This window comes from Pseudomonas imrae (assembly GCF_046352735.2).
GTDB classification, from domain to species: domain Bacteria; phylum Pseudomonadota; class Gammaproteobacteria; order Pseudomonadales; family Pseudomonadaceae; genus Aquipseudomonas; species Aquipseudomonas imrae.
This window is the reverse complement of sequence record NZ_CP110853.2, coordinates 1,997,360-2,021,784: the sequence shown is the minus strand read 5'-3', so window position 1 is coordinate 2,021,784 and position 24,425 is coordinate 1,997,360. Positions and strand designations below refer to the sequence as shown.

The following is a 24,425-nucleotide window of genomic DNA, read 5'->3' as shown; positions in this document are numbered from 1 at the left end:
CTCGCGAAGAACGCCAACGATAACGCGTGTATTCAGGATAAACGCGGCACATTTGAGTTTTTCGCGAGCAAGCTCGCTCCTGCATTATAGAAGGGCCTTGGTTGTTTCAGCCCTGGTCAGCCCGCCGCCATCTTCTGGCGCAAGCTCAGCGGTCGCATATCGGTCCATACCTCTTCGATGTAAGCCAGGCACTCTTTCTTCATCCCGCTTTTACCCACCGTACGCCAGCCTTCCGGCACGGCCTTGTAGTCCGGCCAGATGGAATATTGCTCTTCATGGTTGACCACTACCTGAAACAGGATGTCTTCGCGGTCGAATACTGAGGTCATTGCGCTTCTCCGTCACTCAAAGGCTGGCCGCGCACCACGCGCGGCACTGATGTAGTAGGAACGTACAAGGGCTGGGAAAAATTACAGGCTGGCCACAGCTGCCGCCATGGCCCGACCAAAGATCTGCGCGACCCGGTCGATTTCCACGGCAGTGATTACCAGCGGTGGCAAAAAGCGCACGACGCCGCCATGGCGCCCGCCCAACTCCAGGATCAACCCGCGCTTGAGGCATTCACGCTGAACCAATGGCGCCAACTGCCGGTGGACCGGTGGATGGCCCTGGGCGTCGGGCGTACCGTCAGGATCCACCAACTCCACACCCAGCATCAGACCGCGGCCACGAATATCACCCAGTTGCGGGAAGTCGCGCTGCAAAATGCACAGGTGTTCGCCCAACCGCTCGCCCATGGCCGCCGCGTGTGCCGCAACGTCGTGATCCTTGAGATAACGCATCACCGCCGAACCTGCCGCCATCGCCATTTGATTGCCACGGAAAGTCCCGGCGTGGGCGCCCGGCAGCCAGGTATCAAGCCAGTCGCGATACACCACTACCGCCAGCGGCAGGCTGCCGCCGATGGCTTTGGACAGCACCACCACGTCCGGGACAATGCCCGCATGCTCGAAGGCAAACATCTTGCCGGTACGCGCAAAACCGCTCTGGATCTCATCGACAATCAACGCAACGCCAGCTTGCTCGGTAATCCGCCGCAGCCCACGCAACCAGTCGAGATCCGCCGGTATCACACCACCTTCACCCTGCACGACTTCGACAATCACTGCCGCCGGCAACAGCACCCCGGCCTCAGGATCATTCAGCAGGTTTTGCAGATAATGCAGGTTTACCTTGACCCCTTCCGAACCGCCCAGGCCGAACGGGCAACGATAGTCGTAGGGAAATGGCAGAAATTGCACACCATTGGCAAGCAAGGCACCCAGGGGCTTTTTCGGTCCCAGGCTGCCCATCAGGCTCAATGCGCCCTGGCTCATGCCATGATAACCGCCCTGGAACGACAGAACCGTGCTGCGACCGGTAGCGGTGCGTACCAACTTCAACGCCGCTTCCACCGCATCGGTACCCGTGGGGCCACAAAACTGGATTTTCGCCTCCCGTGCAAGCTTTTCGGGCAACAGACCGAACAGGTCCTGGACGAAGCGGTCCTTGACCGGCGTGGTCAGGTCCAGGGTATGCAAGGGCAACTCATCGAGTAGCACCTGCTGGATCGCTTCGATGACCACCGGGTGGTTATGCCCCAGGGCCAAGGTTCCGGCGCCGGCCAGGCAGTCGATAAAACGCCGGCCTTCGATGTCCTCGACGTAAATACCCTTGGCCCGTTTGAGGGCCAGGGGAATACGCCGAGGGTAGCTGCGCGCATTGGACTCCTGCTGGCGTTGACGGGCCAGCAGCGGTGATTCATTGAACTCATAAAGCGTTTCGACGGGTGCCGGGCTGGCCGGAACCTGAAAATCTTCGATATGGCTGGTAGCGACTGACATCTCTCGATCCCTCAATACGCTGATGATAGTGACCAAACTGCCAACCCGTTGGCGTCTGGCCCCAGGAGGGCATGCGCACGGATTTCCTGTTCTGGAAACGCTTCAGCGGCTTGAGGATTTACACCGCGGGTCGCTAAAAGCCAGCGAATACCCCGTCACTCGGCAGCGCAGGTGTACTTCTCATTCAGGGCATACAAAATTGCGCAGGTTTCGACATCCAGTTGCCCGCTAAAGTCATCAGGCCGGAAATGCATCTGGAACGCCCGGACCCGCTGGCGGAAAGCCTGACGATTTTTTGCCGGCGCATAACCGTAGCGTTGGAATGCGCGCTCGATTTCCACTTCTACTGGCAAGCCCATCCTGAACCGGCGCTGATAAGCGGCTTTGGTGGCCTCGTCGAACCAGGCTCCGATACCCGCCTCGAACAGGCAGCGCCATGGCAGCCGAGGGCCAGGGTCGCTTTTGCGTGCATAGGCCACGTCCGAATGGCCGAGAATGTCAGTGGCGCCAACCTGTGGATAGCGACGACAGATGTCACGGATCAGGGCAATCAAGGCTTCGATTTGCTCCGCGCCGTAGGGCGCAAAGGTAAACACTCCACCCTCATCACGGGCCAGATTGACGATTTCGATGCCGATCGAGCGGCTATTGAGATCATCCTGCCCTGCCCAATAGCTGCTGCCGGCATGCCAGGCGCGCTGGCGCTCGTCCACCAGCCGAAACACGCGCAGCTCGTCATAACCGGCGGCTTTGTAGCTTGGCTCACAAGGATCGGGAAGCAGGTAATGCGCGCTGACCCCATGCTGGGTCAAGGTTCGCAGGGATGAAGCAAACGGTGCGGCGGTGTAATGCACGATCACCTGGCGCACGGCTTCGCCATTACGCTCATTGAAGTCTTTTGCAGAGTAAGTGGTATCGATGACCAACATGGCGCTGTCCTTTTCAACACAGGCTGAGTCATTCAGCCGGTAAACCTTCAAACCCAAAAAAATACCGTCACCCCTATGGAGGGTGGCGGTATCTATGTGGTGCTGCAGGTAACCGAAGATTCAGCGACGCAAAGGCATACCCAGATCGACCCGCAGACCGTCTGCCTGGCTGTCGAACCGCAATGAACAGGAACAGCGCTGTACGATCGCCTGCACAATGGCCAGGCCCAGGCCACAACCGGCGCTGTTGCCGTTGCGCCAGAAGCGTTGGGTCAGGTGTTGCAGGTCTTCGCTGGAAATCGGCTCGCCATGATCACGTACGCGGAACACCACCTGATCGCCTGTGCTGAACACACTCAGCTCCACCCGTGTGTCGTCCGGGGTATGGCGCAAGGCGTTATCCAGCAGATTGCGCAAGGCGGCAACCGCCAGCCCCACCGGCATTTCTACCGGAGTCTGGGGCAGGTTGTCGGGCAGGATCAGGTCGATTCGTCGATTGTCCCCGGCATTGGCGTCTTGAATGGCCAGGCTCGCCACTTGTTCGGCGCTCGATTGCAAGCCGTCATCAAATGACAGGCTGCCCTCCACCCTCGCCAACAACAGCAGCTGTTCCAAGGTGCGATGCAAGCGATCAGCACCTTCCTCGGCGTGAGCCAGGGATTGGTCACGAGCCGCACCGTCTGTCATGCGTGCCACCTGCAGGTGAGTCTTGATCGCCGTCAGCGGGCTGCGCAATTCGTGGGCCGCGTCGCCAGTCAAACGGCGCTCACGTTCGATGGTCTTGGCAATGCGTTGCAGCAGTTGGTTCTGGGTGTCGAGCAGCGGCTTGAGCTCACTGGGCAAAGGGTGAATCTGCAACGGCTCAAGGGAATCGGCACTGCGACGCATCAGCGCATCACGCATCCTGTTGAGCGGCACCAGGCTCTGACCGATCCCCAGCCACAGCAGGCACAGGCAGCCCAGCAACGCAACACCCACCGGCACCGAAGCCGCCAGCAGGATCGACATATTCAAGGCCTCGCGCTCCACTTGACGATCCGCCGTGGTGATAAACAAATCCCCACGGGCCAGGGTAAAACTGCGCCATGCAGCACCGTCGATGAGCTGGTCGCGAAAACCGCTTTGCCGGGACTCCAACCCCTGGTCCGGAGTGGTATGGCTTCGAGCCAGGATTTCGCCCCGCAGGGAACTGACCTGGCACGCCATGCCACCAGGCACATTCAGTTGTTCTGCACCAAAGCGCTTACCTTCGCCCACACTCGCCAGGCCAGGCATCTGCTCCATCAGCCCCGCCACCATGCGTGCCGATGCCACCAGGCGCTGATCCAGGGAAAACATCATCTGGTTACGCAGGTCGTTGAGCATCCAGGCCGCCGCCAGCACCCAGATCAAGACAAAAGCGGCGCCCAGCTTGAAGGTCAGCCGCAGACGCAGGCTCATCACGGGGCATCCTCTGCACTGCCTGCCGGGCCCAAGCGATAGCCGAGCCCACGCACAGTCTCGACGATGCCATTGCCCAACTTGCGCCGAAGATGATGGATATGGACGTTCAAGGCGTTGCTTTCCAACTCATCGTTGAAACCGTAGACGCTGTCCTTGAGCTGTTCGCTGGACAGCACCCGGCCCTTGTTATGCAACAACGCTTGCAGCAGCGCCTGCTCGCGGCGGGACAGGTCCACCGACTGACCGCCCAGCAAGGTTTCGCGGCTGCTGGGGTCATAGCTCAGCAGTCCATGTTCGATCAGGTTGACACTGCGCCCAGCGACGCGGCGCAACAAGGTTTGCAAGCGCGCAGCCAGCTCTCGCAGGTCGAAGGGTTTGAGCAGGTAGTCGTCAGCACCGGCTTGCAGGCCATCGACCCGGTTGGTCACCGAATCCCGCGCCGTAAGGATCAGCACCGGGATTTCCAGCCCCGCGCTGCGCTGTTGCTGCAACAGCTTGAGGCCGTCTTCATCCGGCAGGCCAAGGTCGAGAACCATGATGTCAAACTCCGCCGCCTTGAGCATCGCCCTGGCAGCCGCCGCCGTGCCGACGCGCTCGACCGTGAAGCCCTGTGCGCCGAGGCCGGCAACAATGCCGCTGGCGATCAGTTCATCGTCTTCACAGACCAGTACATGCATGGTGGACCCTTCGCAAAAGTGCTGATTTAAAAGAGCGTGGATTAAGCACGCATTATGCCGTTAAAAGATGCACGTCCAGATACTCCCTACACTTTAGAATAGCGCGGTTAATCATCGGTTAATCAGCGCCACACATTGTGTGCCCCACTTGCATCGAACTAAGGCTTGATCATGCGGCATCTGTTTATCTTTCTGCTGGTATTGTTCGCGGGATTCGCCCAGGCCTCGCCTGGCAATCCTTTCGAGACCAAACCCGACTTCCTCCCGGTGGGCAAGGCCTTCACCTTTACCTCCGAACGCCTGGCCTCCGGTGAAACCCAACTGTATTGGCAAATTGCCGATGGCTATTACCTGTACCAACAACGCATGAAATTCGACGGTCTGGCCGAAAAACCAACATTGCCAGAAGGTGAAGCCCATAGCGATGAGTTCTTTGGCGAGCAGCAAGTGTATCGCCAGGGCCTGGAAGTGAAGATTCCCGCTGATGCCACCGGACAGATCAAGCTGGGTTGGCAGGGCTGCGCGGATGCAGGGCTGTGCTATCCACCGCAATCGATCACCGTGGACCTAGGCGGCAACCCTGCTGTCGCGGCCACGACCCAAGCCCAGGACCAAAGCCTGGCCAGTGGCCTGCAACAGCGCAGCCTGGGTTGGAGCCTGCTGGTGTTCTTCGGCCTGGGGTTGTTGCTAGCCTTCGCTCCTTGTTCGCTGCCAATGTTGCCGATCCTCGCCGGGTTGGTGGTGGGCAGCGGCGCCAGCCCACGGCGCGGCTTTGCCTTGGCCACCAGCTATGTCGTGTGCATGGCCTTGGTGTATGCGGCCCTCGGTGTGCTGGCTGCGCTATTGGGCGGCAACCTTGCCGCGTGGTTGCAGACCCCATGGATTCTCGGCAGCTTCGCCGCACTCTTTGTGATCCTGTCCCTGCCGATGTTCGGTTTTTTCGAGTTGCAATTGCCGGCATTCCTGCGTGATCGCCTGGACAATGTCAGTCGTCAGCAAAATGGCGGCAGCCTGGTCGGTGCCGGCGTGCTCGGGGCCTTGTCCGGCCTACTGGTGGGGCCGTGCATGACCGCGCCCCTGGCGGGTGCCTTGCTGTACATCGCGCAAAGCGGCAACGCCCTGCACGGCGGACTGATCCTGTTTGCCATGGGTATCGGTATCGGCGTGCCATTGCTGCTGCTGGTCACCGTAGGCAATCGCTTCCTGCCCAAACCCGGCACCTGGATGAATGTGCTCAAGGGCGTCTTCGGCTTCCTGTTCCTCGCCACCGCGGTTTTGATGATTCGCCCCGTGGTCGGCGAAAGCCTGTGGCTTGGTTTGTGGGGCGTGCTGGCGTTGGTCATGGCCTATTGCGGCTGGAGCCTGGCCCGTGAGGCTGGCCTCGCCGCCAGGGTATTGGGCGCCGCTTCCCTGGTCCTGGGCCTGTGGGGAAGCATTCTGATGATCGGTGCGGCAGGCGGCAGCGAGGACTTGTGGCAGCCGTTGAAGGTCTACGGCGGCTCGCCAGTCGCCGGCGTCGTAACCGCCCACGACGCCTTTATCACTCTCAATAGCCCGGCAGAACTGCAAAACCAACTCGACAGCGCCAAGGCCCAGGGCCAATGGGTCCTGCTGGACTACTACGCCGACTGGTGCGTGTCCTGCAAGATCATGGAAAAACAGGTGTTCGGCAAACCTGAAGTGATGAATGCCCTGAAAGACGTGCGCCTGCTGCGCCTGGACGTCACCGCCGACAACGCTGCCAGCCGTGAACTGCTGGGGCGCTACAAGGTGCCGGGCCCGCCCAGCTTTGTCTGGATCGGCCCCGACGGTGAAGAGCGACGCAGCCAGCGCATCACCGGCGAAGTAAACGCCGAGGCCTTCCTGCAACGCTGGAACCAGACCCGGGACGCCCTCTGATGCTGACGCTGACCATTGGCACCTTTGCCATCGCGCTGAATCACTTGCTGCTGATCAGCGCGCTGATCCTCGCCACGTTGGTAGGCTGGCGCGTGGCCAAGCGCGGCGGCGAGAACCCGGAATCAGTGCTGTTCAGCCTGTTTCTGCTGGGCATGCTCAGTGCGCGGATCAGTTTCGTGCTGATGTATTGGGCCTATTACCGTGACGACCCGTTGCAGATCGTTGACCTGCGTGACGGTGGTTTCTTGGTCTGGCCCGGCGTCATCGCCCTGCTGCTCGGCGCAATAGTGTGGGGCTGGCGTCGTCCGGCCCTGCGCAAGCCATTGAGCGCGGGCGTCATTGTTGGCCTGACTTTCTGGGCGATGACCAGTCTCTCCTTGAACCTCTACGAAAAAGGCACGCGCCTGCCGGACATTGCCCTGCGCAATGCCGATGGCGAAACCGTGCAGTTGGCCGATTATCAAGGCGGTCCCTTGGTGATCAACCTGTGGGCCACGTGGTGCCCGCCGTGCCGGCGGGAAATGCCGGTACTGGAGAATGCCCAGAAGCAACGCCCCGATGTGACATTCCTGTTCGTCAACCAGGCTGAAAGCATGCAAAGCGTCAGCACCTACCTGGCGACCCAGGGATTGAACCTGGACAACATATTGTTCGACGCCAGTGGCCGCCTCGGCCAGGCCGTCGGTTCGATGGCGCTGCCGACAACGTTGTTCTATGAACCCGACGGCCGGCTGATCAACAGCCATCTGGGTGAGCTGTCCCAAGCCAGCCTGGCCCGCGCCATGGAATATTTCGAGCCCACGGATACGACCGCCGCCAAGCCGGCCCCCACAAGGAAACCATTATGCCCCGCCTCCGCCACCTGCTGAGCCTGCTGCCACTGGCCCTCGCCACCCCTCTGGCCCACGCCGAAGAATGGCCGGCACCGATCAAGCAGATCGAAGCCAAGGGTGCCAAGATCGTCGGCAGCTTCAATGCTCCCGGCGGCCTCAAGGGCTACGCCGCGCAATACCAGAACCGCGGCATGGCGCTGTACCTGACCGCCGACGGCCAGCACGTTATCGCCGGCAACCTGTACGACGCCAAGGGCAATGATCTGAGCACCGCCCCTCTGGAAAAACTGGTGTACGCACCAATGGCCAAGGAAATCTGGGCCAAGATGGAGCAAAGCAGCTGGATCCAGGACGGCGACAAGAACGCGCCACGCACCGTCTACCTGTTCAGCGATCCCAATTGCCCGTACTGCAACATGTTCTGGGAACAGGCACGCCCATGGGTGAAAGCCGGCAAGGTGCAGTTGCGCCACATCATGGTCGGGATCATTCGCGAAGACAGTCCGGGCAAATCGGCGGCGCTGCTGGCCAGCCAAGACCCGGCACAAGCCCTGCAAGAGCATGAATCGGCGGGCAAAGGCAGCAAGCTAAAGGCGCTGAGCAGCATTCCCGCCGAAATCCAGGCCAAACTCGATGCCAATATGAAGCTGATGGATGAGTTGGAGTTGTCCGCAACACCAGCGATCTTCTATCTGGATGACAAAGGCCAGTTGCAGCAACAACAAGGTGCGCCGTCGCCGGACAAACTGGTGAAGATTCTCGGAATCAAATAACCGACGATGAACAAAAATGCCCGACAAAGCGGCAACTCTGTTCATCCAAGGAAAAATGCCGCATACCCTGAAATGGGAAAGCGGCATTTTTCTTGGAGCTAACCATAGAATCAGAAATCAAAAGTATCCGGCCAATGCCTGAAGTGAACAACATTGCGACAAAGCGGACATTTATTGATAACGCTCTTAAATCTCCATGATCAGAAAATCATCCATGAGGTAGTCATTGCCTGTTCTGCGCGCATCCTCCTCATGACTGTAGACCTCCAACAGCACCGCCGTGGCATCGGCTACAAATATGAAGCTGAGGGTATACCAATTCAGATCAATGAGTTCCTTGATATCCGTCTGCCGCACGGAATTCTTGCGTAGCGATAACTTAGGTGTCGGATTTGCACCGTTATAACGACGAACCCGAACAGAGAATTGATATTGACGACCATATTCAAGATCGCTGAATGTCCTTTGCACGATAGGCCCGATATTACGAGCCGAATACGTGTAATTTTTCAGCGCAAATCCATCTGCTTGTGGCTCAAGGCTCAGATCCCTTGAATCGGGGGCCCCTGAACCTCGGGTCCATCCTCGCCAGTCACGATTATCGAAATTGGTCAGATCTTTGTAGGGCTTTGTGATTTCCAACGTCAACAAAGGAAACTCGATCGCCTCACTTTCATGCGTGCTGCCATCGGTTGTGACCTTACACGTAAAGGTCAAAGCACTGCTGTCCTCCAACAACTCAAGCTCAGCGCGTTTCAAGATACCCGCAAGCCCTGCGTTTACCTCATCAACCGTGACGACTTTGCCCAAATACACATTGATCGTGTAAGCGTCTCCATTTTCCAACTTCCCGCTACCCCGCAGCCAGACGCGCTGCCCGACCAAGGCAAACCACCAGGCACTCTCGTAGTTTTCATCATAGACGGTGATATCGGCATCACCGTCGAAAGTCCGCAAATCCAGAATCCCGTTAGTCGCCTGTGGCACCACCAGCATCGGCAAACGCACGGGCTCGCTGATGTTCAATGCAAGCAACTTCGAAGTCGCCAACTTGCAGGCGCTGCTCACGGTGTAACTGATCAGGATCGTTTTGCCCGCCCCATGAATCACCGCTTCACGGGAGACAGCGAAATCAACATAACCGGGGTCGCTGTTGCCTGGTTTCGGGGCCAGCAGCAAGCTGCTACCGTCCGCCTTGACCCACTGCACATTGATCGTATGATGCGGGCTGATTCGCTCATACGCCACCCGCACGGTCAGGCCATGGCGGGCGTTCCAGATCGTCAGGTCCGCCCCCACTGCTTCGCGAACCGTGGGTGCACCGAGCACCAGGTCTTCATGGACGATCCCCAAGCTCAACACCGGGAATGCCTTCGCACTGGCCTTGTCCGCCAGGCCATTGAAGTTCACTGCAAAATGCACCTGGAAGGGTCTGCAATCGGCTAGCCGTTGCAGTTCTTCACGAGGCAAGGGTGTATTGACACCGCTGGCCAGCCATTGCGCGGAAACGGGCTCGCCCTCCAGCACCTCAAAGCTGTATGCAGTGCCGTCCTCCAATTCACCCGTCACCCATAACCAACAAGCTTGTTCCAGCTCGATGTAAGGCCACCGAATAACAGCAGCGTCCGCATCCCCGGAGAAGGTATTGAGATCCAGCGTTTTTCCGGTGGCCTGTTCCACCGTCGGCGTGGGCAAGCCACTGATATCGAGAACGTTCACCACCCCTGGCGGAGACAGCCAAGGGCCTGTGCCGTTGTAGCTGACTGTGTAACTCAAGGTAATCGGCGCACCAAAATTGGCGCTGATGGCCGAGGCTGGCACGGGGAACTCCAGGCGGATTTCACCTTCCTGAACCGTGCGACATTCCAGAGCCGGTGAACCCCGCCCGGGTGTTCCCTCGAACTTAGGGCAAACAATGTCACCTTTGTACATCCCGTTATAAACGATGACAATATGCCCACCATTCACCGTGTTCACCGGGTTGACACACCATCCCTCGGTACCACATTCCACCGCTTCCTTAAGGTGCGGTGGTGGCAGATCCAAGGCCGGGTCCACTCGCAACAGTGTGGTAGTACGCAAGTGAAAATCCTGGGCATTGATCGGCAGCGGGTTCTCATGCGCCGGGTCATCGGGCTTAGGGAGTAAGGGCGCCGTCTGGTCCCAGATGACGCCCATATGGGTGGTCAGGGCTGAATAGTCCGCCCGGCGCGACATCCAGCCACGGGACAACTTGAATTCAAACACGTGCTCTGGATCCGTCTCGGCAGACGTGACCACATGATCGAATGCTACCCAGGTGAATTGATAGGGCACCTGATGCTGGTCGCCCGCCACGGTCACAAACAACCGCTGCCCAGCCTGGATCATAGGCCACGCCTTGACGCGAATGGTTTCATCGCCTTGGAACGTGTGCATGTCCAACCACCAGGTGTTCCACTCCAGTTCCGAGTGCACAAACACCGGCAGCGCCCCCTGGAGGTCCGCTTCCCGAATATGCTGGATCTCCAGCTCCAGCACCAAGGATTGTCGGAGTTGGCCGCCCTGCGTCGCGGTATACCAGATCAGCACGGTGTGCCCGATGCAGGTACTCACATATTCCCAGGGAATATCCACCTCGACACTGCCATCGGCCCCACCCGTGGTCTGGATCGGCTCGAAGACCGGCAAGTCGCTGCCACCGCCTTCGGTTTTCTTGATTCCCCAGTACAGAGTGATCGGCGTACTGCCCATACCATCAAAGGCGATAGTCGCCTTGGTGCCCGCTTTCGCATCGATGGGGTACAGCACGCTGTTGTTGGCCGCGTACTCGATAATCGGATAAGGCAGCTCAGCCACGTCGCCCGATCGGGGCGCTGAAGCGCGAGCCGCTCTCGAAGAAGAGACGCTTTGCGCGGGTATTTTTTTAGCCATGATAAGACCTCCTGTCCGGCGATAGATAACCACTTCGCCCACGTGTGCAGACGAGAAACTCCGGTTATCTATCGCTCAATCCGACAGGCTTGCCTACTGTCAAAATTGGCAGTTCTGCTGGAAAATCGCGATTTCTCCGACCGACGGTTAGCTCACATCCCCTCCAGCTCCGCCATCAAATTACTCAACCGATCCACCGCCCCAGCACTGATCTCACTGGCCGCCAGGCCGTCGATATACTCGGCCAACTCTTCCACCGTGCTGCACTCGAACATCGCCCGCAGCGGCACATCCCGCTGCAAGGTCTTCTGTACCCGCGACGCAATCTGCGTGGCCAGCAACGAATGCCCGCCCAGTTCGAAGAAGTTGTCCCTGACCCCGACCCGCTCCACCTTCAGCACTTCGGTCCAGATCTCAGCCAGCGTCTGCTCCAGCGCGTTGCGCGGCGCCAGGTAGTCCTGGCTGTGCGACTGGCCGATCTCCAGGGCCGGCAATGCGTTGCGGTCGAGCTTGCCGTTGGCGTTCAACGGCAGGCGCTCCAGCCATAGCCAATGCAGCGGCACCATGTATTCCGGCAGTTCGACACGCAGCCTTTGCTTGATGCGGTCCAGATGCTCGCCGGGGTTGAGGCTGGTATCGGCCGCAACCAGATAACCGACCAAATGCTTGCCATTGACACCGTCCTGTACACCCACCGCCGCATCGCGTATTTGCGGTTGCTCGTGCAGACGGGCTTCGATTTCCCCCAGCTCGATGCGATAGCCGCGAATCTTCACCTGATGGTCGATACGCCCGACATACTCCAACACACCATCGCTGCGTCGACGTGCCAGGTCGCCGGTGCGGTACAGACGCGCGCCAGCGACACCAAACGGATCAGGTACGAAGACTGGAGCAGTGCGCAGTGGATCACTGACGTAACCGCGGCCGACACCGATACCCGCCACGCACAGCTCGCCGATGGCACCTTGCGGCACCAGCTCCAGCGCGCCATCAAGCAGGTACAAACGGTTGTTGTCAGTGGGCGTGCCAATCGGCAGATACGTACCGCGGGTAGACGCCTGATCGACGCGAAAAAACGCCACGTCATCCGAGCATTCCGCCGGGCCATAGGCATTGACCAAGCCAATGTCCGGGTAACGCAGCAACCATTGGTGCGCCAGCTCCGGCGGCATCGCTTCACCGGTGGGCAGCATCCAGCGCAGGCCATCAAGGCCGATGCGCTCTTGCGCCAACATGCCCTGGATCAGCGACGGCACACTCTCCAGCACGGTAATGCCCTGGACCTGGACATGCGCCAGCAAGCCTTGCGGGTCATGGGCGATACTGTTTGGCACGATGTCCACCCGAGCGCCGAACAGCGGTGCAGCGAGAAATTGCCAGACCGAAATGTCGAAGCTTTGCGAAGCGGTCTGGGCGATCACATCGTGCTCGCTCAATTGCAGGTACGGCACCTTGCTCAACTGGTTATTGAGCATGCCACGTTGCTCCACCATCACGCCCTTGGGCTGGCCGGTGGAGCCCGAGGTGTAGATCACATAGGCGAGGTTGTCCGGGGCGCTGTAGATCCCGGGATTGTCGTGCGACCCAGCCACGTCTTCCCACACCAGCAACTTGGGCCTGCCAACGCAGGAGAATTCGTCCAGCAATGCCAGGGCCTGCCCGTGACAGGCTTGGGTACATACCAGCAACGGCGTACGGCTCAAGTCAATGATCCGGCTCAAACGCTGGTTCGGCAGGCCAGGGTCCAGCGGCAGATAGCCGGCGCCGGCCTTGAAGCTACCGATGATCATGCCGAGCAAATCGAGACTGCGCTCGGCCAGCAACGCCACGGGCTGGTCCAGCCTGACGCCCGCTGCGATCAAGGCATGCCCCAGGCCATTGCTATGACGGTTGAGCTCGGCATATGTCCATTGCCGGTCCAGGCAACTGGCCGCGATGCGCTGTGGATGCTCGGCCACCTGCGCTTCAAACAGCTCGACATAGCTACGCTGCAGCGGGTAGTCACGCTCGCTCCGGTTGCAACCGTCCACCAGGAACTGACGCTCCTGCATACCGATCAGTGGCAGCTCGGCCATGTCGCCATGAAAACCCTCGACCAGCGCCAACAGCAGGCGCTTGAACTCACCGAGCATGCCTTGCACGGTGCTTTCGTCGAAGTAGCGCTGGTCGTAGGAGAGGTGCAGGCCCAGATCATCGCCGGGATAGCATACGGCCGTCAGCGGGAAGTTGGTGTGGGTACGTCCAGAATCCGATGTGGCGTTCAGGCTTTGCGCCCGGTCCAGTACCGACACGTGCACCGGAGCGTTCTCAAACACAAACAGGCTGTCAAACAGCGGTTGGCCCTTGGACAGCTCGCTATGTTCCTGGATCGTCACCAGCGGCAGGTATTCGTACTCACGCAATTGCATATTGCTGTCGAGCAGACCATTCAACCACTGGCGCACGCTGCAGCGCTGGCCGTCCTGCGGCAGCTTGACCCGCAGGGCGATGCTGTTGATAAACAAGCCGACGGTATGCTGCATCTGCGGCATATCCACCGGACGCCCGGCCACGGTGACGCCGAACAGCACGTCACGCTCACCGCTCAAGCGGCGCAGCACCAATGCCCATGCAGCCTGGGCGAAAGTGTTGACGGTCAGTTGATGAGCCTGCGCCAACTCGCGCAATCGCGCGCCTTCGCGCACATCCAGACGGGTGTAGCAATCACCCACCAGCATGCCGCCACTGCCACCTGCATGTTCGCGCAGGAACGGCCTGTCACTGGGGATTGGTGTAGTGCGCTCGAAACCCTGCAGGTTCTGTTGCCACCACTGCCGCGCCTCGGCCAGGTTCTGGCGTTGCAGCCAGGCGATGTAGTCGCGGTAGCGCGGCGGCGCGGCCAGTTGCGCTTCGCGGCCTTCGCCGAGCGCCATGTAGATGTCGAAGAAATCATTCATCAGCAATGAGCGGCACCAGGCATCGATCAGAATGTGGTGGTTGCTCATCATGAACCAGTAGCGTGCCGCACCGACCCGGATCAGGCGCAGGTGAAATGGCGCCTGATTAAGCAGGTCGAAGCCAGCTTCACGCTCGGCTTTGAGCAACGCTTGCAGGCGCGGCTCCTGCTCGGCCTCGGGAGCGTTGCTCCAGTCCAGGTACTCGATCGGCGTGCTTGCGGGCTTATGGATCACTTGCAACATGTCTTCGCCAACGTTCCAGCAAAACGATGCGCGCAAGGCTTCGTGACGGGCGATCACCGCTTGCCAGGCCTGGGCGAAACGCTCGGGGTCCAGCTCGCTGTTGATGCGGTAGCGGTCCTGCATGTAGTAGAGGCCCGTACCTGGCTCCAGCAGGGTGTGCAGCAGCAGACCCTCTTGCATCGGTGTCAGCGGGTAGACATCTTCGATGGCACTGGCCGGTACCGGCAGCGCATCGAGTTGCGCCTGGGTCAGGCGGGCCAACGGGAAGTCGGACGGTGTGAGGCCACCAGAGGTATCCTTGAGGCAGTGTGCGATCAGGCTTTGCAGCTCGGCCAGATAGTTCTCGGCAAGGGCACGAATGGTGGATTCGTCATGACGTTCGCGACTGAAAGTCCAGCGCAGTTCCAGTTCACCGCCATACACCTGGCTGTCCACGCTCAGTGCATTGGGCATCGGCGCGTCCGGATCATGGGCCTGGCCTGCGGGTTCATCCAGCGGATGGAACAGCGCATCGGTACCAAAGCTCTGGTCGAACTGGCCTAGGTAATTGAAGGTGATACCGGCGCCAGGCAATGCTGCCATGGTTTGCTTGCACAGGTCGTCCGCGAGGTAGCGCAGCACCCCGTAGCCCAGGCCTTTGTGGGGCACGCCGCGCAGTTGCTCCTTTATCGCCTTGATCGAATCGCCCTGCTCCGCCAACGGGGTCAGCCGTAGCGGATATGCACTGGTGAACCAGCCGACGCTACGGGTCAGGTCGATCTCATCGAACAGGGTTTCGCGGCCATGGCCTTCCAGTTGAATCAACGCCGATGTATGCCCGCTCCAGCGACACAACACACGAGCCAAGGCGGTCAACAACAGGTCGTTGACCTGAGTGCGATAGGCACTCGGCGCCTGTTGCAGCAATTGACGGGTGTGCTCGGCGTCCAGGCGTACGCTGAGCGTCTCGGCGTCGCGATTGCGCAGTGAGCCTTGCGGACGATCCACCGGCAGCTCCACCGCCGGACCCGCCAACTGGTGCTGCCACACACTCAACTCTTCGCGCAGGGATTCACTGCCGGCATAGGCCTGCAGACGTGTGGCCCAGTCACGTAGCGCACTGGTCTTGGCCGGCAGGCTGACCGACTGACCATCACTGAGTTGGCGATAAACGTTCTGCACATCTTCCAGCAATACGCGCCACGACACGCCGTCCACCACCAAGTGATGGATCACAATCAGCAGCCGTTGCTGACCTTCAGAACCGTCCACCAGCAAGGCGCGCAGCAGCGGGCCGTGCTCCAGATCGAGGCTGCGCTGGGTGTCGGTGAACAGCGCCGTGCATTGGTCCATATCGCGCACCTGCGCCTGCATCAGCACGCCGCCCTGGGGCACGGCCAAATGCTCGGCGTGCCACTTGGCGTCCCGTTGAGTGAAGCTCAGGCGCAGGCCATCGTGATGTTCCAGCACCGCCAGCAGCGCTTGCTCCAGACGATGGGGGTCCAGCAATTGCAGCGGTTTGAGTAGCAGGGCCTGGTTCCAGTGCTGACGCGCTGGAATGTCGGTGTCGAAGAACCAGTGCTGAATCGGCGTAAGACCCGAGCTGCCGGTGAGCACGCCTTGCTCGGCTGTCACCTGTTCGCTGCGACTGGCGACCGTCGCCAAGGCTTGTACAGTCTGGTGCTGGAACAGGTCGCGGGGGCTGAAATGAATCCCGGCCTGGCGCGCACGGCTGACCACCTGGATCGACAGGATCGAGTCGCCACCCAGCTCAAAGAAGTTATCGTCCAGGCCGACTTGCTGCACGTTCAATACCGCGCACCAGATCGCTGCCAGTGTTTGCTCAAGCTCGTTGCGTGGCGCCACGTACTGTTGACGATTGGCTTCAGGATCTGGCTCCGGCAAGGCGCGACGGTCGAGCTTGCCGTTGGCGGTCAGTGGCATCGCGTCCAGTATGATCAAATGGGCGGGCACCATGTAGTCCGGCAGTTGCGCCTTGAGGTGCGCCTTCAGCGCTTCGTGCAAAGCGCCGTGGTCTGCGTCGCTGACCAGGTAGGCCACCAGTTGTTTGCCGCTGGGTGAGTCCAGCGCCAGCACCACCGTTTCACGCACGGCTTCGTGTTCCAACAGGCGGGTTTCGATTTCGCCCAGTTCGATACGGAAGCCCCGGATCTTCACTTGATGGTCGATACGCCCCATGTACTCCACCAGGCCGTCAGCACGCTGGCGCACCAAGTCGCCGGTGCGGTACAGGCGGCCACCGTTGCTAGCAAACGGGTCAGCGACAAAACGCTCCGCGGTCATACCCGGACGTTCGTGGTAACCCTGGGCCAGACCGGCGCCGCCGATATACAACTCGCCGGTTGCACCTTGCGGCACCAGCGCCAGGTCGGCGTCCAGAATACAGGCCACGCGCTCACCGATAATGCTGCCGATCGGCACACTGCCCGCGCCCTCCTCCAGTTGCTCCGGCGCCAGGCTGGCCAGTGGCATCACCACGGTTTCGGTCGGGCCGTAGGCGTTGAAAAACACCTGTGGCTGGAAGGCTGCGCGAATGCGTTGCAGGTGCTCGCCGGTCAGCGCCTCACCACCGGTGATGCACATGCGCACCGGCAGGATTTGCTTCTGGGTTGCCAGCCATTGCGCCAGCTGGCTGCCGTAGCTCGGGGTAAAGCCGAGGACATTGATGCGATGGGTGCGGATCAGCCCACAGATTTCTTCGGCATCCCATTGGCCCTGGGCGCGCAGTACCACATGCGCGCCACTGAGCAGCGGCACCAGCAAGCGTTCGGTGGCCGCATCAAAGTTGATTGAATAGAAGTGCAATTCGCAATCATCGGAGCGCATGCCGAAGCGCTTGATCACGGCCTGGCAATGCATGGCGATTTCACCGTGGGACACCACCACGCCTTTGGGTTTGCCGGTGGAGCCGGAGGTGTAGATCAGGTACGCCTGGTGTTGCGCCAGGCTGATAAACGGCAACTCATCGGCCGGGTAGTTCGCCAGCACCGGCGAGTCCTTTTCCAGGCACCAGCAGGCCACCGTTGCCGGCAGTTCACCGAGGGCTTCGAACATCGCCGCGTCGCTGAGCAGCAAACCGATGCCGCTGTCGTCGATCATGTAATGCAGGCGGTCCAGCGGGTATTCCGGGTCCAGCGGCACATAAGCGCCACCGGCCTTGAGGATCGCCAGCAGACCGATGACCATTTCCAGGGAGCGCGGCAGCGCCAGGCCGACCCGTACCTGCGGGCCCACGCCGCGTTCGCGCAACATTCGCGCCAGGCGATTGGCGCGGTCGTCGAGTTCACGGTAGCTGAGGGTAACGCCTGCAAACGTCAGGGCCGGGGCGTCAGGACGATCAAGTGCCTGTTGGCTGAACAGTTGATGGATGCACTGGTCGAGGCGATGCTCACCAGCTTCAATCCCCAGGCTGTCGCGCAACGTATGTTGCTCAGTGGCGGTCAGCAACGGCAGTTCACTGAGGCGTTGCATGGGGTCTGCGATCAACGCTTGCAGCAGGTTGCACCAATGCTCGGCCATGCGCGCAATGCGCGGTTCGTCGAACAGATCAGTGCTGTAGGTCAGGCAGCAACCCAGGTGCTGATCGAGGTCCGTGACTTCCAGATTGAGGTCGAATTTGGTCGCGCGGGCGTCGTTGGCCAGATACTCCACGCTCATGCCGGCGAGCTGGCGGCGTTGCTGGAACTCCCAGCGCTGCACGTTGCACATCACTTGGAACAACGGGTTGTACGCGGCGCTGCGTGGCGGCTGCAGGGCTTCCACCAGGTGATCGAACGGCAGGTCCTGATGGGACTGGCCCTCGATCACGGTGTGACGCACTTGCTCGAACAGCTCGCCGACACTCATCTGCCCGTTGAGTTGGCAACGCAGGACCTGAGTGTTGAGAAAAGCACCGATCAGCCCTTCACTTTCCGGGCGAATACGGTTGGCCACCGGCGCGCCAATGCGCAGGTCGGTCTGGCCGCTGTAGCGGTAGAGCAGCACCGCCAGGGTTGCGGTCATGGTCATGAACAACGTCAGGCCGCGTTCGGCATTGAACGTGCGCACGCGGGCAGCGAGTTCATCACTCAGGTTAAAGCGATACAACCCTCCCTGATGGCTTTGCACTGCCGGGCGTGGACGGTCGCTCGGCAACTCGAGCAAGGGGTGCTCGTTGCCCAGTTGCGCGGTCCAGTACTCCAGCTGGCGCTGGCGCTCGCCGGATTCCATCCATTGACGTTGCCACACGCTGTAGTCCAGGTATTGCACCGGCAACGGGGCCAGAGGCGATTCGCGTTCGTCGATAAAAGCTTCGTACAGGGCGCTGAGTTCGCGGGCAAAGATGTCCATGGCCCAGCCTTCGGTCACGATGTGGTGCAGGGTCAGCACCAGGTAGTGCTCCTGCTCACCGGCCTTGACCAGGCATGCGCGCAGCAACGGGCCGGTTTCCAGGTTGAATGGGGTATGGGCTTCACGGTCGGCCAGTTGCTGCAGGCGCTGCTGGCGAGCGGCTGGGTGCAGGGTGGAAAAATCCTGCCAATCCATGCGTATGCCAGTTTGCGCGGCGACCTTCTGCCGGGCCACGCCATCGACGCTCGGGAATGTGGTACGCAGGGTTTCGTGACGCATGATCAAGGCTTGCAATGCTGACTCGAAGCGCCCGATATCCAGCACCCCACACAGGCGTGCCATGCCGCCGACGTTATACGCCGGGCTGTCCGGTTCCATCTGCCAGAGGAACCACATGCGTTGCTGGGAATAGGACAGCGGCACCGGCTGGCTGCGGTCGACCTTGCCGATCACAGCTTGCTGATTGCGTTGCCCGGCAGCCTGGATCAGGCGTATTTGTTCAACAAAATCGCCCAGTTCGCTGGCTTCAAACAAGGTACGCAGCGGCAATTCCACATCACAGGCCTGGCGGGTGCGGGAGATGATTTGCGTGGCCAGCAGCGAGTGACCACCCAACGCGAAGAAATCGTCCCGCAGCCCGACGCGCGCAAGGCCCAGCACTTCACGCCAGATGCCGGCGATCTGTCGTTGCAGTGCCGTCTGTGGCTCGACATGTTCGCGCACCTGCCACACAGGTTCCGGCAAGGCACGACGATCCAGTTTGCCGCTGGGGCTCAGGGGCATGCCGTCCAGGCGCATCAACTGCGCAGGCACCATATATTCCGGCAACTCGGCAGCCAGGGAGTGTTTTACCGCCTGTTCGTCCAGCTTACCGTCGGCCGTGTAATAGCCGATCAACTGAGCACCGGCGGCAGTATCGCGCACCAGTACCACGGCCTGGCCGATACCTTCGCAGGCCAGCAAGCGCGCTTCGATTTCTTGCGGCTCAACCCTGAAACCACGCAACTTGACCTGCTGATCCAGACGGCCCAGGTACTCCAATACCCCGTCGGCACTCCAGCGCACGCGGTCACCGGTACGATACAGGCGTGTGCCCGCTGCGCCCGATGGATCGGCGACAAAGCGCTCTGCGGTCAGCCCGGCACGCCCCAGATAACCCCGCGCCAGCCCTGTGCCGCCGATACACAGCTCACCGGGCACGCCGTTTGGCAGTGAGTTGAGCTGCTCGTCGAGCACCCGGCAAATCACGTTCCCCAACGGTCGACCAATCGGCGAGCGCTCGCCATCGTGCGCCTGGCAGTGCCAATGAGTGACGTTGATTGCGGTTTCGGTCGGGCCATAACGGTTGTGCAATTGCACCGCTGGCAGCAGCGCCAACACCCGATTGCGCAACTCGGCGGGCAAGGCTTCACCGCCCGAGAACAGGCGCCGCAGACTCGTGCATTCGGCCACCTGCGGCTCATCGATAAACAGCTGCAACAACGGCGGTACAAAGTGCAGTGTGGTCACGCCATGTGCCTGCACCAACTGCGCGATACGATGCGGGTCGCGATGCTCGCCGGGGCCGGCCAGGACCAGGCGGCAGCCGATGATCAGCGGCCAGAAACACTCCCACACTGAAACGTCGAAACTGATGGGCGCCTTTTGCATCAGCACATCGGTTTCATCCAGTTGATAGGTAGCCTGCATCCATTGCAGACGTTCGGCCAGCGCCGCATGGGTAATACCGACGCCCTTGGGTTGGCCGGTGGAGCCAGAGGTGTAGATCACATAGGCAAGGTTATCGCCATCCAGGTGCAACCCCGGCGCCTGGGCCGGCCAGTTATCGAGCTTGAGGCTGTCCATGGCAATCATGCAGACGCCATCGGCAACCGGCAGTTGTTCCAACAATGAAGATTGCGTCAACAGCAGCTGCACGCCGCTGTCCCTGAGCATGTAGGCCAGGCGTTCGCGTGGGTAATCGGGGTCCAGCGGCACATAGGCGCCCCCGGCCTTGAGGATGGCCAACAGGCCGATCAACAACTGCGGCGAACGTTCGGCGGCAATCGCCACGCATACATCCGGGCCGACGCCCTTGTCTCGCAGGTAATGGGCCAGGCGATTGGCCTGGGTGTGCAGTTGCGCAAAGGTCAGAGTCCCGTCCTGCCAGATCAGCGCAGTGCGTTCAGAGGACTGCCGGTTGAGTTGCTCCGGCAGCCAGGCTTGTGCGGGCGGGCACTCTGCCTGGCCCCATTGAAGTTGCCGGGCCTGCTCCTCGGCGCTCAGCAGGTTCAAATCGCCAATGGCCTGTTGCGGCTGCGCGCAGACGGCGTGCAGCAGGTTGATGAAGTGCTGGGCCAGACGCTCGATGGTGGCGGCGTCGAACAGTTCGTCGGCGTAGTCGAAGGCCAGGCTAAGGCGTGCGTTGCGGTCTTCCTCGCTGTGCAGTTGCAGGTCGAACTTGGCTTCGCGGCTGTGCCACGGCAACTCTTCCGCCAACAGGCCCGGCAAGCGGCGCAAGGCGCCCAGGTCTCGTTGCTGGTGGTTGAACATAACCTGGAACAAGCCGTGCTCACGGGCGTTCGGCAAGGCTTCCAGCAATTGCTCGAACGGCAAGTCCTGATGCGCTTGTGCGCCCAACGCCGCCTGTCGGGTCGCCGCCAGTAGTTCACTGAACGGCAGGCGCCCGTCCAGTTCAGCGCACATCACCTGCGTATTGATAAAGAAACCGATCAAGCCCTGGGTTTCGTGACGCGGGCGGTTGGCGTTGGGTACGCCGATACGGATGTCACGCTGGCCGCTGTAGCGATGCAGCAAACTGTGGAACGCTGCCAGCAACAGCATGAAGGGCGTGGCTTCATGGGCCTGGGCGGTCTGGCGGATCGCTTCACCGAGGCTCGCATCCAGGCGCACGCTGTAACGTGATGCGCTGCGCCGCTGCTGCGCCGAGCGCGGATGATCGGTGGCCAGGCTCAAGGTCGGATGCTCATTACCCAACTGCTGCTTCCAATAGGCCAACTGCCGCTGTCCTTCGCCTTCGTCCAGCCACTGACGCTGCCAACTGCCGTAATCGGCGTATTGCAGGGCCAGGGGCGGCAATTCAACGCTCTGGCCCTGGGAAGCTGCGGCGTACAGGCGCGCGAATTCATCGATCAGCACATTCAGTGACCAACCGTCGGCGATGATGTGGTGCATCGTCACCAGCAGTTGATGATCCTCGTCGCCCAGGCGCACTAGCGTGACCCTGAACAGGTTGCCTTTCTCCAGATCGAAGCAGGTGCAGGCTTGATCTTCCCGGGCTTGTAGGGCGCGGGCTTCACGCTCGACGATTGGCAAATCACTAAAGTCGATGACCTGCAGATCAACCTCGCGGCGGGCGTCCACCCGCTGGAACGCCTGGCCATCACGCTCATAGAAGCGCGTGCGCAGGGCTTCATGACGCTGGATCAACTGCTCGAAGCTACTGCGCACGGCCTCTTCATCCAGTTCGCCGCGCAGGCGCAAAGCGCCGGGGATGGTATAGGCATTGCTCTGCGGGTCGAGCTGCCAGGTAATCCACAGCCGGTTTTGTGCCAACGATTGCGGCAGTTCTTGCTGACGCGAGAGCATATGGATCGCGCCTTGTGCCACGCCTCCATCCTGCTGCAATTTCCCGACGCTGGCGGCAAAAGCGGCCAGTGTCGGGGCTTCGAACAACAGCCGCAGGTTGAGCTCAAGGCCCAGGGCTTCGCGCAGGTGAGCTACCACCTGGGTGGCGCTGATGGAGTTGCCCCCCAACAGGAAAAAGTGATCGTCGGCGGCAACGCTTGCCACCTGCAACTGTTCGCACCAGATCGCGGCGATCTGGCTTTGCAATGCGCTTTCCTGGGTTGCGCAGCCTGCCTGCACACTCAAGCCCGGGAACTGCGCATAGCTGTCGAGGCTGCCATCGGCCAGGCGATTGCGGCAGGCAGAGCGCTGGACTTTGCCGCTGGAGGTTTTTGGCAGCGCACCGGGGTTGAGTAACACCACCACGCACGGCGCCTCTTGATAGGCCTCGGCCACCGCTTGGCGAATGGCCTTGATCAGGGCTTCAGGCGCCAGGGTTTTCTGCACGCTGCGGCCGATTTCCGCCGCAATGCCAATACCTTCCAGGCCCTGGTGGTTGACGGCAAACGCCGCGACCCGGCCCTTGCGCACCACCTCGACTTCACGTTCGATGGTTTGTTCGATGTCCTGGGGATACAGATTGTGCCCGCGCACGATCAACAGGTCTTTCAGACGCCCGGTAATGAACACTTCGCCATTGCGGATAAAGCCCAAGTCCCCAGTACGCAGCCAGGTGCGGCCCTGATGCTGGACGAAGGTGTTGGCGCTCGCTTCGGGGTTGCGCCAATAGCCATGGGCGATACTCGGGCCGCTGGCCCAGATTTCACCGACGGTGCTGTCTGCCAGCTCGCCCAGCGTCTGGGGATCGGCAATCAGCACCGCATGGTCCGGTTGGCTGGTGCCGCAACTCATGATCGCACTGCCCTGCCCAGGCTCGGCACGGTTGGCCGCCAGGGCCCGGTCGTCCAGGCGCAAGGTCGAGATACCCTGGCCACGGGTGCCACCGGCAACGAACAAGGTCGCTTCGGCGAGGCCGTAGGAGGCGAAGAAATTGTTCGGGGTAAACCCGCAACAGGCGAACTTTTCGGCGAAACGTTCCAGTGTGTCCAGGCGGATCGGTTCGGAGCCGGAATAGGCCACGCGCCAACGGCTCAAGTCCAGGCGCTCGAGCGCCGAATCACTGACTCGCTCGCTGCACAGGCGGTAGGCAAAGTCCGGGCCGCCGCTGATGGTGCCGCCGTATTGGCTGATCGCTTCCAGCCAGCGCAGCGGTCGCCCAAGGAAATACGCCGGCGACATCAATACGCAAGGCACACCACTGAAAATCGGCTGCAACAGACCGCCGATCAAGCCCATGTCGTGGTACAGCGGCAACCAGCTGACGATCACGTCGTCCGGGTTCAGGTCGATGCCAAAACCACGGCGGATCAGCAGTTCGTTGGCCACCAGGTTACCGTGGGTGACTTGCACGCCCTTGGGCAAGGCGGTGGAGCCGGAGGTGTATTGCAAAAAGGCAATATCATCGCCCTCAAGCTTCGGCACGCGCCAGCCGTCAGCAATCGCGTTATTCAAATCGTCGACACACAGTAACGGCGGCGCTTGATCCATCTGCGCCAGTGAGTCACGCAAGTCCGTGCTGGTCAGCAAGAGTCGCGGCTGGGCATCGGTAATGATCGACAGCAACCGCTCCTGATGGTGGCGCCGGGTGGACTCCGGCGGATAAGCCGGCACCGCAATTACGCCCGCATACAGACAGCCAAAAAATGCCGCAACGTAGTCTGGCCCGCTGGGAAACAACAGCACTGCACGGTCGCCAAAGTCAGCCGAAGCCTGCAACGCAGCGGCAATGGTACGGGCGCGCAGGTCCAGGTCACGATAGCTGAGCACGACGTTTTGCTCGCCAGACTCGGCCAAAAAGCGCAGGGCCACTTGGTCCGGGGTCTGCGCGGCACGCTGTTGCAGGGACTGGACCAGCGTGCTGGGAAGTTCGAAGGCGTCCATCATGAAAGGTTCCTGCCTGAAATCGGCTTACGGGGAAATCGGGGATAGAAAGTAAA

The 24,425-nt window shown here is 60.8% G+C and carries 10 protein-coding genes; 3 read left to right on the top strand and 7 right to left on the bottom strand.

Annotated elements, in window-relative coordinates; all coding sequences use genetic code 11:
* Positions 1-116: 116 nt before the first annotated feature.
* The 5 genes from OQ460_RS09195 to OQ460_RS09175 form a co-directional block, all read right to left on the bottom strand.
* Positions 117-329 (bottom strand): MbtH family protein, encoded by a 213-nt coding sequence (locus tag OQ460_RS09195; protein WP_410021493.1) that lies wholly within the window; start codon positions 327-329, stop codon positions 117-119.
* 81 nt (positions 330-410) lie between these two features.
* Positions 411-1,823: an aspartate aminotransferase family protein gene (locus tag OQ460_RS09190; RefSeq protein ID WP_410021492.1), complete on the bottom strand. Its 1,413-nt coding sequence runs from the start codon at positions 1,821-1,823 to the stop codon at positions 411-413.
* 155 nt (positions 1,824-1,978) lie between these two features.
* Positions 1,979-2,752, bottom strand: a complete 774-nt coding sequence (locus OQ460_RS09185; RefSeq protein ID WP_410021491.1) for an N-acetylmuramoyl-L-alanine amidase — start codon at positions 2,750-2,752, stop codon at positions 1,979-1,981.
* Positions 2,753-2,872: 120 nt separating this feature from the next.
* Positions 2,873-4,192 carry an ATP-binding protein gene (locus tag OQ460_RS09180; protein ID WP_410021490.1) on the bottom strand — a complete coding sequence of 440 codons (1,320 nt, stop codon included), beginning with the start codon at positions 4,190-4,192 and terminating at the stop codon, positions 2,873-2,875.
* Positions 4,192-4,872 (bottom strand): response regulator, encoded by a 681-nt coding sequence (locus tag OQ460_RS09175; protein ID WP_410021489.1) that lies wholly within the window; start codon positions 4,870-4,872, stop codon positions 4,192-4,194. The genes OQ460_RS09180 and OQ460_RS09175 overlap by 1 nt, the downstream gene beginning before the upstream one ends.
* A 171-nt stretch (positions 4,873-5,043) precedes the next feature.
* Here OQ460_RS09175 and dsbD point away from each other — a divergent pair, with 171 nt between their 5' ends.
* Genes dsbD through dsbG form a run of 3 tightly spaced genes read left to right on the top strand, consistent with a single transcriptional unit; the run spans position 5,044 to position 8,377 of the window.
* The gene (gene dsbD / locus OQ460_RS09170) at positions 5,044-6,771 is read left to right on the top strand and encodes a protein-disulfide reductase DsbD (protein WP_410021488.1); all 1,728 of its coding nucleotides are present in this window, start codon (positions 5,044-5,046) and stop codon (positions 6,769-6,771) included.
* The gene (locus OQ460_RS09165) at positions 6,771-7,640 is read left to right on the top strand and encodes a prolipoprotein diacylglyceryl transferase family protein (RefSeq protein ID WP_410021487.1); all 870 of its coding nucleotides are present in this window, start codon (positions 6,771-6,773) and stop codon (positions 7,638-7,640) included. The genes dsbD and OQ460_RS09165 overlap by 1 nt, the downstream gene beginning before the upstream one ends.
* Positions 7,616-8,377 (top strand): thiol:disulfide interchange protein DsbG, encoded by a 762-nt coding sequence (dsbG, locus tag OQ460_RS09160; RefSeq protein WP_410021486.1) that lies wholly within the window; start codon positions 7,616-7,618, stop codon positions 8,375-8,377. The genes OQ460_RS09165 and dsbG overlap by 25 nt, the downstream gene beginning before the upstream one ends.
* 186 nt (positions 8,378-8,563) lie before the next feature.
* Here dsbG and OQ460_RS09155 read toward each other — a convergent pair whose 3' ends face one another.
* Complete coding sequence (locus tag OQ460_RS09155) at positions 8,564-11,290, bottom strand: hypothetical protein (RefSeq protein ID WP_410021485.1); 2,727 nt, start codon at positions 11,288-11,290, stop codon at positions 8,564-8,566.
* A 152-nt stretch (positions 11,291-11,442) separates the two neighbouring features.
* A complete protein-coding gene (locus tag OQ460_RS09150; protein ID WP_410021484.1) occupies positions 11,443-24,372 on the bottom strand; it encodes a non-ribosomal peptide synthetase in 12,930 nt (4,309 codons plus the stop codon).
* Between the last annotated feature and the right edge of the window lie 53 nt (positions 24,373-24,425).